Raw genomic sequence first — 14,379 nt, forward strand, 5'->3', positions numbered from 1 at the left:
CTTGGCCACGGCGCCGGTTAGGGGGACCACATGACTGCCCAGATCATCGACGGAAAAATCATCTCGGCCGATCTGCGCGCCCGCGTGGCCGCGGAAGTGACGCGAATCAAGGCCGATCACGGCATCACGCCTGGATTGGCGGTGGTGCTGGTCGGCAGCGATCCGGCGTCGGAAGTCTATGTCCGCTCCAAGCACAAGCAGACCCAGGAAGCCGGCATGGCGTCGTTCGAGCACCGGCTGCCCGCCGACGTGCCGCAGGCCGAACTGCTGGCGCTGATCGGCAAGCTCAACGCCGATCCGGCGGTGCACGGCATCCTGGTGCAATTGCCGCTGCCCAAGGGGCTCGATTCGGCCGCGGTGATCGACGCGATCGATCCGGCCAAGGACGTCGACGGCCTCAACCCGACCAATGCGGGCCGGCTGGCCTCCGGACTGTTCGCGCTGACGCCGTGCACGCCGCTCGGCTGCATCATCATGGCCAAGCAGGTCCACGCATCGCTCGAGGGCATGAATGCGATCGTGATCGGCCGCTCCAATCTGGTCGGAAAGCCGCTGGTGCAACTGCTGCTCAACGAAAACGCCACGGTGACGATCGCGCATTCGCGCTCGCGCGACCTGCCGGCGCTGTGCCGGCAAGCCGATCTGGTGTTCGCCGCGGTCGGCAAGGCCGAGATGGTCAAGGGCGACTGGATCAAGCCGGGCGCCACCGTGATCGACGTCGGCATCAACCGCACCCCGTCGCCCGACGGCGGCAAGGACAAGCTGCTCGGCGACGTCGCGTTCAACGAGGCCAAGGAGGTGGCGGGCGCTATCACCCCGGTACCGGGCGGCGTCGGTCTGATGACTGTGGCCTGCCTGCTGGTCAACACCATCCGCGCCGCCAGCGCGATTCACGGCCTGCCGAAGCCGGCGGTGTAGGCCGGGTGCCGTAGCGTGGGTTGAGCGCAGCGAAACCCACGAAAGGACGTGCACGAGAGTGATGGGTTTCGCTCGCGCTCAACCCATCCTACTTCGCTCCTCGCAATGACGGAGACGGCGTCGCCGTGTCGGCTAGCCCGCCGTCGACTGCATCAGCCGCACATAAAACCGGATCATGTCGGCGTAGTTGCTGATGCTGAGGCGTTCGTTGGTGCCGTGGAAGCGCTTGAGGTCTTCGTTATTGGCGCGGACCGGGGAGAAGCGGAAGATGTTGTCGGCGATGTCCGCATAGTGTCGCGAGTCCGTCGCGGCGATCATCAGGCCCGGGGCGACCACCACATCGGGAAAGATCTCGCGAATGGTGCGATTGAGCGTGGCGTAGGCCGGGCCCGCCGTGCCGGTCACCGGCGGCGGGTCGAAATTGCCGTCGAACGGCTTGATCTCGATGCGGTCGTTGGCGACGCTGGTGCGGACATGGTCGGTGATGCTGGCCTGGGTGTCGCCCGGCAGCAGCCGGAAATTGACGCTGGCCTCGGCGACGCCGGGCAGCACATTGTCCTTGTCGCCGGCGTTGAAAACGGTCAGGGCCGTCGAGGTCTGCACCATGGCGGCGGTGGCGCCGCTCTTGGCGAATTCGCGCAGCAGCAGCGGCCGGAACAGCCACAGGTTCGACAGCACGATGCGGTTGAAGCCGCGCATTTCCGGCGCCAGCGTGTCGAACATCTCGGCCACTGAGCCGCGGATCCGCATCGGCAGGCGGTTGTCCTCGAGATGCGTCAGCCCGGCCGCCAGCATGCCGATCGCAGTGTCGCGCGGCGGCATCGACGAATGGCCCGGCGTGCCGCGCGCGGTCAGCACCAGCGTGGCGTAGCCCTTTTCCGAGACGCCGATCAGCGCCGCCGGCTTGTCGAGGCCCTTCATCACGCCTTCGGTGATCAGCAGGCCTTCGTCCAGAACGAAGTCGAGCCGCACATTGCGCGAGGCGAGCAGCTGGGCGATCTGCTTGGCGCCGCGCAGGCCGGAGACTTCCTCGTCATGGCCGAAGGCGAAGTAAATCGTGCGCTTCGGCTTGAACCCGTGCCGGGCCATCAGCTCGGCGGCTTCCAGGATGGCGAACAGGTTGCCCTTGTCGTCCCAGGAGCCGCGGCCCCAGACGTAGCCGCCTTCGATCACGCCGTCGAACGGCTTGTGCTGCCAGTCCTGCTCGGTGCGCGGCGCGATCGGCACCACGTCCTGATGCGCCAGCAGCGCGATCGGCTTGGCGGTCGGGTCCGAGCCCTGCCACGTGTAGAGCAGGCTCTTGCCGCCCACGAGTTCGCGCTGAGCGGCAGCGTGCAGCGCCGGAAAGCTGGCGACGATGTGGGCCTGCAGACCGCGCAGCGCCTCGGCGTCCTGCTCGGGATTGAGGAAATTCGAGATGGTAGGAAAGCGGATCGCCGCGGCGAGGCGTTGCGCGGTGCCCTGTGCGTCGATCTCGACGGGCGTCACCGGTTCGACCGCAAGCTGACGCGACGGCTGCCGGAAGGCATTGTAGGCCAGCGCGGCGGCGAGGGCGGCGACCGCGACCAGCGCGATCGCCACGATGTTGCGTATCCATTTCAGCAGCCGGCGCATCACAGTCTCCCTGGTGGCCGCTGCGGGCGCCTCAAGCCTTGGCGGCTTTCGCAGCGTTGGCGCGCTCGATGCCTTCGAGGATCAGCTTGTGGGCATCCTCGGCACCGCCCCAGCGCAGCACCTTCACCCATTTGCCGGGCTCGAGGTCCTTGTAGTGCTCGAAGAAGTGCTGGATCTGGTGCAGCGTGATCTCGGGCAGGTCCGAGTAGGTCTTGATGCGGTCGTAGCGTTGGGTCAGCTTCGACGACGGCACCGCGATGATCTTCTCGTCGTGGCCGGCCTCGTCGCTCATGAACAGTACGCCGACCGGCCGCACGCTCATCATCGCGCCGGGCACGATGCCGCGGGTGTTGGCCACCAGCACGTCGCAGGGATCGCCGTCGTCCGACAACGTGTGCGGAATGAAGCCGTAGTTCCCCGGATAACGCATTGCGGTATAGAGAAACCGGTCGACCACCAGCGTGCCGGCGTCCTTGTCCATTTCGTATTTGATCGGCTCACCGCCGACCGGGACCTCGATGATTACGTTGACATCATGGGGCGGGTTGACGCCGACGGGGATTGCGTCAATGCGCATCGAGTACTCCGGGGTGATTGATTACGGGAGCGGTTCGAATAGCGCGAGCCCGCGTCCTTCGCCAGCGCAAATCAGCGGCGGCGCAGGCCGGACCCTCAGCTGCTCCAGGCGAACGCGACCTTGTCGAGCGACTTCTGGCCGAACCGCTCCGAAGAGCGCGCCACCATCCGGCCGCCGAGCGCACGATAGAACTCGGTCGCCGCTTCGTTGTCCGACAGCGCCCAGATCACCATGCTCTTCAGGCCGCTCTGCACCAGGTCGCGGCGCGCCGAGGTGAACAGCCGCCGGCCGAAGCCGAGGCCCTGGAATTCCGGACGCAGATAAAGTTCGTAGATCTCGCCGTCGAAATGCAGGCTGCGGGCGCGATTGCGTCCATAATTGGCGTAGCCGGCGACCTTGTCGCCGAAGCACAGCACGCTGACGCGGCTGCCCTTGCTGATCGCCGAATCCCACCAGGTCGGCCCCCGGCGGTTGATCAGCTTTTCCAGTTCGGCGCCCGGGATGATGCCCTGATAGGCAGATCGCCAGGCCTCGTCATGGGTGGAGGCCACCGCGGGCGCATCCGCAGGCTTGGCCGGCCGAACCTCGATCAGCGTTGTGCTCATGACACCGATCAAAGCAAGTCGCGGGGCCGGCTTCAAGGTCCAACCTTAATTATCGGTTAACATGTGGATTTTCTGCACCACCCGGGACGAAGCTGTGCCGGAATCGGACAGATGGTGCGACCGGAATGTCTCCATTTCGCAGTGCAGCGCGGCAGCTAACAGCAGCGCCGGCAACTACGCCGCGAGAACTTCCCTTGCGGCTCGCTCGCCCGAATCGCGGGCGCCATGGACGGTCGAGAAGAAATGCGGCGAGGTGGCTTCGCCGGCAAAGAACAGCCGGCCGTCGACCGGGGTCGCCAGCACCGCGCGGGCGCCGGCGTGGCCGGGCAGCGCGTGGGAGTAGGCGCCGCGCGCAAATGGATCGTGGGCCCAGCGGGATGCCGCGAGCGGCGACAGCTTGCGGCGGATGTCGTTGCCGAGCAGTCCGGCGATCTCGTCGATCGCCTGCGCCGCGAAGGCGCCGTCGCCGGCCTCCTCCAGTTCGCGCGCGAAGCGGCCGCCGAAGAAGCCCTCGATGCAATCGTTGCCGAACGGCCGCAAGTGATAGGTGCCCATCGCGGTCCGCATCGTCGCGGCGCGCAAATTGCCGTCGGCCGGAAAGCCGTTCGGGTCCGACAGCTTCAGCATCACCTTGTCGTCGACGCCGAGCGGCAGGTTGCGCGCAGCCTTGAGCTTGATGGGGAGTTCCGGGGCGAACCGGATCGCCTCGTCGGCGATCAGATTGGTCGGCACCGTGATGATCACCTTGGCGGCGGTGAGCGTGCCCTGCGTGGTTGTTAGTTTCACGCTCAGCCCGCTGTGATCAATCAGCGCGACGGCGCAGTTCAACACCACGGGGCAGGAGGCACCGTAGGCGGCAACCAGCGCGCCATAGCCCCGGCGAACCCGCCAGTTGATCTTGGTGTCGCGATAGGCTTCGACGTCGTGGATCGAGATGCGGTCCAGCTCGGCGCCGTTGACGTAGGTCGACACCGCGTCGATCATCGGGTTCCAGCGATTGCCGGGCTCCAGCAGCGTCGATGCGGCCGCATCGGTCTTGCGCCTGGCCGCTTGCCACACCCGCTCGAAGTAATCGTCCAGCGCCGCATTGAACGCGGCGCGCTCGCGCGGCGGAAACGCGTCGCGAAAGCTCGGCTTGCCCCACGGCGGATCGGTCTTATCAACGGCGATGCCGAGCTGCCCGGCGATGCCGACGAACGAGTTTTCGTCGGCCGAATGCAGCCAGCCGCAGCCGACGTCGAAGGCGATCTCGGGTGTCACTTGTTTGGTAAAGGCGCGGCCACCGATCCGGTCGCGTGCTTCGAGCACGATCACCGACAGGCCGGAGTTTTCCAGCGTTCGCGCGGCGCCGAGGCCCGCTGCGCCGGCGCCGATGATGGCGACATCGATGGAGGAGGGGAGAGGCATACGAACCGGCGAATAGCGAATGGCGAATAGACTAGCAGGGATTGGTGAAGTTCCTGCACCCCCTATTCGCTACTCCCTATTCGCCACTCGCCACTTCGCCATTCGCCCCTCAGGCGACCGCCTGCTTGCTCTTCTCGGCGCGCTTGCGCTCGTTGGCATCGAGCAGGCGCTTGCGCAGCCGGATCGACTTCGGGGTGATCTCGACCAGTTCGTCGTCCTCGATATAGGCCAGCGCCTTTTCCAGCGTCATGCGGATCGGCGGGGTGAGACGGACGGCCTCGTCCTTCGAGGTGGTGCGGATGTTGGTGAGCTGCTTGCCCTTCAGGACGTTGATCTCGAGATCGTTGTCGCGGGTGTGCTCGCCGACGATCATGCCCTTGTAGACCTTCCAGCCGGGCTCGATCATCATCGGGCCGCGGTCTTCCAGCTTGAACATCGCGTAGGCGACCGCCTCGCCCTGATCGTTGGAGATCAGCACGCCGTTGCGGCGGCCCTGGATCTCGCCGCGATACGGCAGGTAGTTGTGGAACAGCCGGTTCATGATGGCCGTGCCCTTGGTGTCGGTCATCAGTTCGCCCTGGTAACCGATCAACCCGCGGGTCGGCGCGTAGAACACCAGACGCAGACGATTGCCGCCCGAGGGCCGCATCTCGATCATCTCGGCCTTGCGCTCGCTCATCTTCTGCACGACGACGCCGGAGAACTCCTCGTCGACGTCGATCACGACTTCCTCGACCGGCTCGAGCAGCTGGCCGTCTTCGTCGCGAGTCAGGACGACGCGCGGACGCGACACCGAGAGCTCGAAGCCCTCGCGGCGCATGTTCTCGATCAGGATCGCCAGCTGCAATTCGCCGCGGCCGGACACTTCCATCGCGTCCTTGTCGGCGGCCTCGACGACGCGCAACGCGACGTTGCCTTCGGCTTCGCGCATCAGGCGGTCGCGGATCAGGCGGCTGGTGACCTTGTCGCCTTCGGTGCCGGCGAGCGGCGAGTTGTTGACGATGAACGACATCGACACGGTCGGCGGATCGATCGGCTGGGCCTGGATCGGGGTGTCGACCGACGGATCGCAGAAGGTGTCGGCGACGGTGCCCTTGGTGAGGCCCGCGATCGCGACGATGTCGCCGGCTTCGGCGATGTCGAGCGGCACGCGCTCGAGGCCGCGGAAGGCGAGGATCTTGGTGATACGGCCGGTCTCGACCAGCTTGCCGTCACGCGACAACACCTTGACGGCCTGGTTCGGCTTCAACGTGCCGGACGCGATGCGGCCGGTGATGATGCGGCCGAGATAGGGGTTGGCTTCGAGGATGGTGCCGAGCAGGCGGAACGGACCGTCTTCGACCGACGGCGGCGGCACGTGCTTGAGCACCAGCTCGAACAGCGGCTTCATGCCTTCGCTCGAATCGCCGTCCGGCTTGTCCGACATCCAGCCGTTCTTGCCCGAGCCGTACAGGATCGGGAAGTCGAGCTGATCGTCGGTGGCATCGAGCGCCGCGAACAGGTCGAACACCTCGTTGACGACTTCGGTGACGCGGGCGTCAGAGCGGTCGACCTTGTTGATGGCGACGATCGGCTTGAGGCCGAGCTTCAGCGCCTTGCCGACCACGAACTTGGTCTGCGGCATCGGGCCTTCGGCGGCGTCGACCAGCACGATCACGCCGTCGACCATCGACAGGATGCGCTCGACCTCACCGCCGAAATCGGCGTGGCCGGGGGTGTCGACGATGTTGATATGCGTCTCGCCCCACACCACCGAGGTGCACTTGGCCAGAATGGTGATGCCGCGCTCGCGCTCCAGATCATTGGAGTCCATCGCCCGTTCGACCTGGCGCTGGTTGTCGCGATAGGTGCCGGACTGCTGCAGAAGCTTGTCGACGAGGGTGGTTTTACCGTGGTCGACGTGGGCGATAATGGCGATGTTACGAAGGTTCATGTTGTCTCTGTCGGGTCCTGCGGCCGGTTGCCAATCGTCAGCGCGATTGCAGGCACACCAGCGGAGGCGCCGGTGGCGCGCCGCAGTCTGCCTATGTCTGAAACGCGTGGGGCAATTCCAAAAAACAGGCCCGGCCAATCGAGGGGCCGGGCACTTGCACGCGTTGCGACGCAATATACTCAAAAATCGCGAAAAAACAATGACGATCGGGACTTCGGCGATTTCTCCTGCGCGGTCCGAGGCTTGGGTGCCCGTTCGGGCGTCCTGCTGGGGTGGCTGCGCAGAGCCTTCCCGATCACTAGTCCGCTACCGCGCGACGGCGGCGGGCGTCCCGCGAACATTGACGTAGTTCGATACGAAACATATACGTTTCGTATCGAACAAGAGGGGGCAGCGATGGGGATCGTCAAGATCGACGACGAACTGCATGAAGAAGCGCGCCGCGCCAGCACGGTGATGTGCCGCTCCATCAATGCGCAGGCCGAGTTCTGGATGAAGATCGGGATGCTGGCCGAGGCAAATCCGACCCTGTCGTTCAACGACATCGTCAAAGCGCAGCTCGTCGGGGCGAATGTCGGTTTCGCCAAGGCGATTGCGGCGTGAGCGGCGGAATCGGCAGAACGTTTCAGGATGAGATTCAAAGTTTCTTCGCCGGCTACATCGGCGCATTTGCGCGCAATGATGCCGACGCGCTGAGCGAGCTTTGGGACCCGGTCGGACTGTTTCCGGCGCCGAGCGGCAACTTCGCGATGGATCGGCAGGGCTTTCGGGAGCACTGCGTGATGCTGATGGAGTTCTACCGCCTGCAGGGCGTGGTCCGGCCGGAAGGTAGCCTGCTGTCGGCGACCGAACTGTTTCCGAACGTCGCGCAGGCGCGGATCGCTTACCGCATGCTCGGAGAAGGCGGCCAACCCGTCGCCGCATGGGAGCACGTCTATATCCTGCGGCGGAACGACGACCACTGGCGGGTGTCGCTGACGATCGCGGACGGCGAGATGGCTGCCTGGGCGGCGAAGGGTGTCGGCCTGTAGGCTCCGAGCTTCCGTGCAAGACAGCCGCGATCATGCTGATCTGATCGCGGCTGGGCGGCAGTCCCAAATCTGACAAGCGGCCACCTCGGGGGGGGGGGCGCTTGCATCGCATGTATATGCAACGTTATAACATTACATATCGTCGATGCTCTCCGTCCCCCAGGTCCTTCATGCTTTTCCCACCGGACACCGGTCTTTCTGTCTTTTTCCGCGCTGCGTCCCAATCCTCGCGAACTCCGACTCCCACGGATCGTCGGCTGGGGAACGCGAGTCCGTTCGCGTTGACAGAGCGCTTGCCGCCACCCTACGGTGGTAACCGACGGTTCCCGCAAGGGATCAATAGGGAATGCGGTGAGGATCCAGGTCGATCCGATTCCGCAGCTGCCCCCGCAACTGTAAGCGGCGAGCCTTTCGCCAAGCGCCACTGGGACTCGTGCCCGGGAAGGCGGCGAAAGGCGGTGACCCGCGAGCCAGGAGACCTGCCGTCAGTCGTGGTCACACGCGAGCACATTGGGCGGGGTGTCCTGATGGGTGTCGAACTGCGTCCGGAGCTCCGGTCGCGGCAAGACTTCGTTCGCGGTGACGTGCCACGTTTACCGCGAGCCTGAACAATGACTCCCCTCCTGAATGCCGCCGGGCGTAACCGGCGCCTGCTGTCGTCCGTCGCCTTTGCAGCCCTGATCTGGCCGGCCACCGCCGAGGCCCAGACCGTTCCCCGCAGCCTCGATCCTGTCGTGGTGGAAGGCCAGAGCGCCCGGCCGTCGAAACCGCGCGCGTCTACGACCGCCGGATCGTCGCGTCAACGCCGGGCCGCTGCCCGTCCCGCCGCGACGCCGGCCCCCTCGCCAACCCAGGCGGCCGCGGCCTCCACGGCGGCGCCTCCGACGTTCAATCTCGGCACCCCGGCCTCCAGCGCCAGCCGCCTCAATCTGACGCCGCTGCAAACGCCGGCGAGCGTCGAGATCATCACCGCCGACACCATCGCCGAACGCGGCCAGCACAGCGTGATCGACGCGGTGACGCAGAACGCCACCGGCTTCACGGCGAGCCCGGCGCCCGGCAATGGGGGCCTTGCCTTCAACACCCGCGGCTTCACCGGCAACGGCACCGTGATGTCGCTCTACGACGGCACCCGGATGTATGTCGGCTCCGGCACCATGACGTATCCGTTCGACACCTGGACGGCGCAGCGCATCGAAGTGCTGCGCGGTCCGGCCTCGGTGATGTACGGCGAGGGGGCGATCGGGGGCGCTATCAACGTGATCTCGAAGAAGCCGCTCTGGCTGCCGCGCAACGAGGCCGAGATCTCGCTCGATACCAATTTGACGCGGCGGCTCGCCGTCGATAGCGGCGGCCCGATCAATCCGAATGTCAGCTACCGGCTCGCCGCGATCGGCAACATGTCGGACGGCTGGGTCGATCGCGACAAGACTTCCAACGTCGCTGTCTCGGGTTCGGTGCGGGTGCAGGCCGCCGACAATCTCGCCTTCACGCTCAGCGAGGATTACGCCGACCGCAGCCCGTCGCGCTATTTCGGCACGCCGCTGGTCAGCGGCCGGCTCGACGAATCGCTGCGCTTCCAGAACTACAATGTCGGCGATGCATCGATTCGCTATCGCGACAACTGGACCCAGCTGAAGACCGAATGGGACGTCGCCGAGGGCATCTCGGTGAAGAACGTCAGCTACTATCTCAGCACGCACCGGCATTGGAAGGACGTCGAGAGCTACGCCTACAGCCCGACCACCGGAAAGATCAACCGCAGCTCCTATATCGAGATCTTCCACGACCAGGAGCAGATCGGCAACCGCTTCGACACCACGCTGCGCGGCCATCTGTTCGGCCTTGCCAACGAGTTCGTCGCCGGCTTCGACATCAACCGCATCACCTTCTCTCACACCAACAACTCGCCCTATGCGGGCACATCCTCGGTGTCGCCCTACAATTTCGATCCCGGGAACTTCCAGTTCATCAGCCCGACCCGGCCGAGCTTCCACACGCAGACCCTGCAATACGGATTGTTCGCCGAGAACCGCCTCAGCCTGACCGATCAGCTGTCGGTGGTGGGTGGCATTCGTTCGGATCATCCGAGCGTCGAGCGCACCGATTTCCTGACGCCGTCGAACAGCTTCGAAAAGACCTACTCGGCGCCGAGCTGGCGCGCCGGCCTGGTCTACACGCCGATCAAGGATCTGGCGTTCTATGGCCAATATTCCACGGCGGTCGATCCGGTCACCAATTTGATCACCATGACGGGCGTCAACCGCGATTTCGCGCTGTCGACCGGCAAGCAGGTCGAAATCGGCGTCAAGCAGCAACTCGCCGGCGGCCGCGCCGAATGGACGCTGGCGGCGTATCAGATCGTCAAGAACAATCTGTTGGCGCGCGATCCGCAGAACCCCGCCAACACCATCCCGCTTCAGATCGGCCAGCAATCCTCGCGCGGCATCGAGGCCTCGGCGGGCCTCAAGGTCACCGACACGCTGCGGCTCGACGCCAACGTGGCGCTGCTGCGCGCCAAGTACGACGACTTCACCCAGGTGGTCGGCGGCAAGGCGGTGAACTACGCCGGCAACGTGCCGGCCAACGTGCCGCAGGTGGTCAGCAATATCTGGGCGACCTGGGCGTTCGCGCCGGGCTGGTCGGCCAATGCCGGTGTGCAGCTGGTCGGCGATACCTGGGCTGACAATGCCAACACGCTGGTGCGGCCGGCCTACAATGTCGTCAATGCCGGGCTGATGTGGAAGCCGGACGCGCAGCAGACCTTCGCGTTGCGGGTCTACAACCTGTTCGACACGGTCTACGCGACGTCGGGCAACACCAACCAATGGCTGCTCGGCATGCCGCGGACCGCGGAGCTTTCGTATAACGTGAAGTTCTGACGATGCGCTCCGCCGTGCGGCGGCTGAAGCGGTGGCTGTATCTCGGCCACCGCTGGCTCGGCATCGCGAGCTGCGTGCTGTTCGCGATCTGGTTCGTCTCGGGCGTGGTGATGATGTACGTCGCCTTCCCCGCTCTCACCACGAGTGAGCGCCGCGCGGCGCTGCCCGATCTCGCCCTGTCGCGCGTCGCGCTGTCGCCGGATCAGGCGATGGCCGCCGCCGGCCTGTCGCGCTACCCGCGCGAGCTGCGGCTGACGATGCTGGACGGCGAGCCGGTGTATCGGGTCGCCGACTGGAAACGACCGCGGCAGACGATTTCCGCCGTGACCGGCCGCCCCATCGCTGATGTCACGCCAGATCAGGCGCTCGCGGCGGCGCGGCATCATCCCGCTGCCGTGACCCCGCGCTTGCTCGGGACGGTCGAGCGCGACCAGTGGAGCGTGACGGCGCGCTACGATCCGGACCGGCCGCTGTATCTGGTCGATCTCGGCGATGCCGCCGGGACTGAGCTTTATGTCTCGTCGCGCAGCGGCGAGATCGTGCTCGATACCACGCGGCACGAGCGGGTCTGGAACTGGCTCGGCGCGATCCCGCACTGGATCTATCTCACCGTGCTGCGCCAGGACGCGCCGCTGTGGCGGCAGGTGGTGATATGGATCTCCGGCATCTGCATGGTCACGGCATTCAGCGGAATCTGGATCGGCCTGCTGCGGGCCGGCCTGCGCCGGCGCTACGCGGGCGGACGCGTCACGCCGTATCGCGGCTGGATGGCGTGGCACCATGTCGTCGGGCTGGTGGCCGGCGTGGTGGTGCTGACCTGGATGTTCTCGGGCTGGCTGTCGATGAACCCGTTCGGCCTGTTTGCCGGCCGTGGCGATCGTAGCGCAGCGCTACAGCGCTACGCCGGCCACGATGCGCCGACCATCACGGCGGCGCTTCCGGCGCGCGATCGGCCCGGCGTGGTGGAGGCGCGGTTCGTGTGGGTCGACGGCACGGCCCTGATGCTGCTGGCGCATCGTGACGGATCGCAAGGCGTGGTCGATCCGATCAGCGGCGCTGCGCGAACGCTGCCCGAGGATCGTCTGTTCGCGGCTGCCGGCCGGCTCATCCCGAACGCGACCATGACGCTGCAGCAGCGGCTCGAGCAGCCGGATCTGTACTGGTACACGCATCATCAGCAACGGCTGCTCCCGGTGCTGCGCGCCGGTTTCGGCGACGAGGCGCAAAGCTGGGTCTATGTTGCTCCCGCGACCGGCGAGATCATTGGCTGGAGCGATCGCAGCGCGCGCGTGCGCCGCTGGCTGTTCAACGCGCTGCACAGCTTCGACCTGCCGCCGCTGCTCGCTTATCGGCCGGCCTGGGATATCGTGGTGATCGGACTGTCGCTCGCCGGGCTGCTGGTGTCGGTCAGTGGCGTGGTGATCGGCTGGCGCCGGCTGCTGCGCTGAGCGCTCGTCGTCTCACACTGCCTGCGGCCGCGCCGGGCGCACGGGCGCGGGCGGCAGCGCGGCGAGCAGCGTCTTGCGGTCGGCGACCGCATTGTGGAATTGCTCCAGCGCAATACTGAACGCGGTCAGCGCCGCGCTGTCGATCGCGCCGTTTTCGTAGCCATTCAGGGCGTCGCGCAGGATGACGTCGGCCTCGGTCTGCATCGCGTCGAGTTCGTCGCACGAGTCGGAGCGGCGCGCGCTGGCCAGCATGTCGAGCAGCCGGTCGCGCTGGGTTACGTTGCTGATGCGCTCGTCCTTGCGCAGATAGCTGGCGAACCAGGCGCCGATCGATCCGGTCGCCGACAGCCCCATCAGCGAGAACCAGATCAGGTCGCTGTAGCGATCGAGGAAGCTCTTCTCGTCTCCGTCCACATAGGCGGCGGCGCCGGGCTGCACAGGGATCACCGCGTCCTTGTCGGTGTCCGGCGTCTCGATCTTCGCGGCCAGCGGATTCTCCGTCATCACGGTCTGGCGCGCCGTGAACAGCTGCTGGGTGAAGGTCGCGATGGTGCTGTCGGAGACGCCGTCGCGCGCCACGATGTAGTGCGAGAAGCTGATCGTCTTGATGTCGTCGCTCGGCCGCACCGGCGAGCCGCCGAACGCGCCGGCCGGGATCGTGGCCGCCTCATAGGTCGGATGATTGGCCACCAGGGCTTCTGACGAGTCGATCCCGAGGAACACCGGCTCGCGGCCGGACGAAGCGGTTGCGGCCAGCGCCTCGCTGATCACCTTGCTGTTGAGCGGGCCGGCGGCCAGGAAGGCGTCGACCTTGCGAGTTTTCACCGCGTCGGCGACGTCGCCGACCGCGAGCTGAACATTTTCCACCTTGGTGGGATCGACACCATATTGCTGCAGGATCACCCGCAGCAGCCCGGAATTGGCTTCGGTGCGGCCGATCACGCCAACCCGTTTGCCGACCAGTTGGGTAATCTCGGAAATGGCTGCCGTGCCTTTGCCGCGCTTGCCGACGATCTTGCCGGGCGCCCACAGCACCGCGAGGTTCTTGTGCAGCACCGCCACCGAGCGGGCATTGCGCGGCACCGGCAGGTCACCCCGGATCACCGCCAGATCGGCCGCATTGGTGCGCAGCGCCGAGGCGCTCGCCGCCGGGCCGTCGGTGACGATCGGGCGCATCCGGACGGTGTTGCGTTCGCGGGAAAACACCTGCGCCAGCGCCTGGATCAACCGGACGTCGTCGCCGGCCTGCGGGCCGACCGCGATCTTCAGCGTCGCCGGGCGCATCGCGAAGTAATAGGCGGCGCTGAGGGCGCCGACCAGCGCCAGGATCGTGGCGAGCGAGATCAGCCTCATTCGTCGGCGCACAGGGCGCGGAGCAGGGTGCAGATAGGGATCCAACGGCTCGGACTCGTCCGTCGACCGGGCAGTGGCCAATGTCGTTGTCCCCGGTCGGAACTCCATCCTAGCAGTTCCCTCCCTCGCCGCACTGCTGGTTTGCGGCCGCAGCCACCATATGGTGAATCGCAGGCGGTGATCTGGCCCGCCGTTTGTGGCCGGCTTCGGTCCGCGCGCGACGCGGCCGATAACAACGACGTGAGGAGAAGGTTCATGACGGAGCTGTTGTCGGGCGACGGACTGCGTGCGGCGCTGGACGGTCTTGCGGACTGGAGCGAGGTGCCGGGCCGCGGCGCGATCGCCCGCACCTTCGTGTTCGGCGATTTCAACCAGGCGTTCGGCTTTATGACCCGCGTGGCGCTGATCGCCGAGAAGAGCGATCACCACCCGGAATGGCGCAACGTCTACAAGACCGTCGAGGTGGTGCTGACCACACACGATGCCGGCGGCGTCACCGGCCGCGACGTCAAGCTGGCGACCGCGATGAATGCCATCGCGCGCGAGCTCGGCGTCTGACGCCGGCTGCTTGCATCGACGCTGCGAAACCCCACATTCTGGAGCGTTGATAA

12 protein-coding genes and 1 riboswitch are annotated in these 14,379 nt (G+C 66.1%); of the genes, 6 read left to right on the forward strand and 6 right to left on the reverse strand.

Annotation, left to right across the window (positions count from 1 at the left end; genetic code table 11):
* The first annotated feature begins 30 nt into the window (after nucleotides 1–30).
* Nucleotides 31–918, forward strand: coding sequence for a bifunctional methylenetetrahydrofolate dehydrogenase/methenyltetrahydrofolate cyclohydrolase FolD (gene folD, locus LPW26_RS08590; RefSeq protein WP_238734256.1), 888 nt, complete (start codon nucleotides 31–33; stop codon nucleotides 916–918).
* 132 nt (nucleotides 919–1,050) lie between these two features.
* Here folD and LPW26_RS08595 read toward each other — a convergent pair whose 3' ends face one another.
* From LPW26_RS08595 to typA, 5 genes are all read right to left on the reverse strand, one after another.
* Entirely contained in the window at nucleotides 1,051–2,535 is a 1,485-nt protein-coding gene (locus tag LPW26_RS08595; protein ID WP_319942170.1) for a M20 family peptidase, read from the reverse strand.
* 28 nt (nucleotides 2,536–2,563) lie between these two features.
* Complete coding sequence (gene ppa, locus LPW26_RS08600) at nucleotides 2,564–3,109, reverse strand: inorganic diphosphatase (RefSeq protein ID WP_238734261.1); 546 nt, start codon at nucleotides 3,107–3,109, stop codon at nucleotides 2,564–2,566.
* 95 nt (nucleotides 3,110–3,204) lie between these two features.
* Nucleotides 3,205–3,714, reverse strand: a complete 510-nt coding sequence (locus LPW26_RS08605) for a GNAT family N-acetyltransferase (RefSeq protein ID WP_238734263.1) — start codon at nucleotides 3,712–3,714, stop codon at nucleotides 3,205–3,207.
* A gap of 174 nt (nucleotides 3,715–3,888) precedes the next feature.
* Nucleotides 3,889–5,121, reverse strand: coding sequence for a flavin monoamine oxidase family protein (locus tag LPW26_RS08610; RefSeq protein ID WP_238734266.1), 1,233 nt, complete (start codon nucleotides 5,119–5,121; stop codon nucleotides 3,889–3,891).
* A gap of 109 nt (nucleotides 5,122–5,230) precedes the next feature.
* Nucleotides 5,231–7,054: a translational GTPase TypA gene (gene typA, locus LPW26_RS08615; protein ID WP_238734268.1), complete on the reverse strand. Its 1,824-nt coding sequence runs from the start codon at nucleotides 7,052–7,054 to the stop codon at nucleotides 5,231–5,233.
* 396 nt (nucleotides 7,055–7,450) lie between these two features.
* On the opposite strand from typA, the gene LPW26_RS08620 reads away from it, so the two are divergent.
* The 4 genes from LPW26_RS08620 to LPW26_RS08635 all read left to right on the forward strand — a co-directional run bounded on the left by LPW26_RS08620 (nucleotide 7,451) and on the right by LPW26_RS08635 (nucleotide 12,415).
* Complete coding sequence (locus tag LPW26_RS08620; protein WP_238734382.1) at nucleotides 7,451–7,657, forward strand: ParD-like family protein; 207 nt, start codon at nucleotides 7,451–7,453, stop codon at nucleotides 7,655–7,657.
* Nucleotides 7,654–8,085 carry a DUF4440 domain-containing protein gene (locus LPW26_RS08625; RefSeq protein WP_238734269.1) on the forward strand — a complete coding sequence of 144 codons (432 nt, stop codon included), beginning with the start codon at nucleotides 7,654–7,656 and terminating at the stop codon, nucleotides 8,083–8,085. The genes LPW26_RS08620 and LPW26_RS08625 overlap by 4 nt, the downstream gene beginning before the upstream one ends.
* A gap of 303 nt (nucleotides 8,086–8,388) precedes the next feature.
* Nucleotides 8,389–8,586: riboswitch (cobalamin riboswitch) on the forward strand.
* A gap of 110 nt (nucleotides 8,587–8,696) precedes the next feature.
* Entirely contained in the window at nucleotides 8,697–10,967 is a 2,271-nt protein-coding gene (locus LPW26_RS08630; RefSeq protein ID WP_238734271.1) for a TonB-dependent receptor, read from the forward strand.
* Between the two features lie 2 nt (nucleotides 10,968–10,969).
* Entirely contained in the window at nucleotides 10,970–12,415 is a 1,446-nt protein-coding gene (locus LPW26_RS08635; protein WP_238734273.1) for a PepSY domain-containing protein, read from the forward strand.
* Between the two features lie 12 nt (nucleotides 12,416–12,427).
* Here LPW26_RS08635 and LPW26_RS08640 read toward each other — a convergent pair whose 3' ends face one another.
* Nucleotides 12,428–13,768 carry a TAXI family TRAP transporter solute-binding subunit gene (locus LPW26_RS08640; protein WP_319942171.1) on the reverse strand — a complete coding sequence of 447 codons (1,341 nt, stop codon included), beginning with the start codon at nucleotides 13,766–13,768 and terminating at the stop codon, nucleotides 12,428–12,430.
* 255 nt (nucleotides 13,769–14,023) lie between these two features.
* Between LPW26_RS08640 and LPW26_RS08645 the strand changes: the two genes are divergently transcribed.
* Nucleotides 14,024–14,326 (forward strand): 4a-hydroxytetrahydrobiopterin dehydratase, encoded by a 303-nt coding sequence (locus tag LPW26_RS08645; protein ID WP_238734277.1) that lies wholly within the window; start codon nucleotides 14,024–14,026, stop codon nucleotides 14,324–14,326.
* The last annotated feature ends 53 nt before the right edge of the window (nucleotides 14,327–14,379 follow it).

Source organism: Rhodopseudomonas infernalis (assembly GCF_022271405.1).
In the GTDB taxonomy this organism is placed as follows: domain Bacteria; phylum Pseudomonadota; class Alphaproteobacteria; order Rhizobiales; family Xanthobacteraceae; genus Rhodopseudomonas; species Rhodopseudomonas infernalis.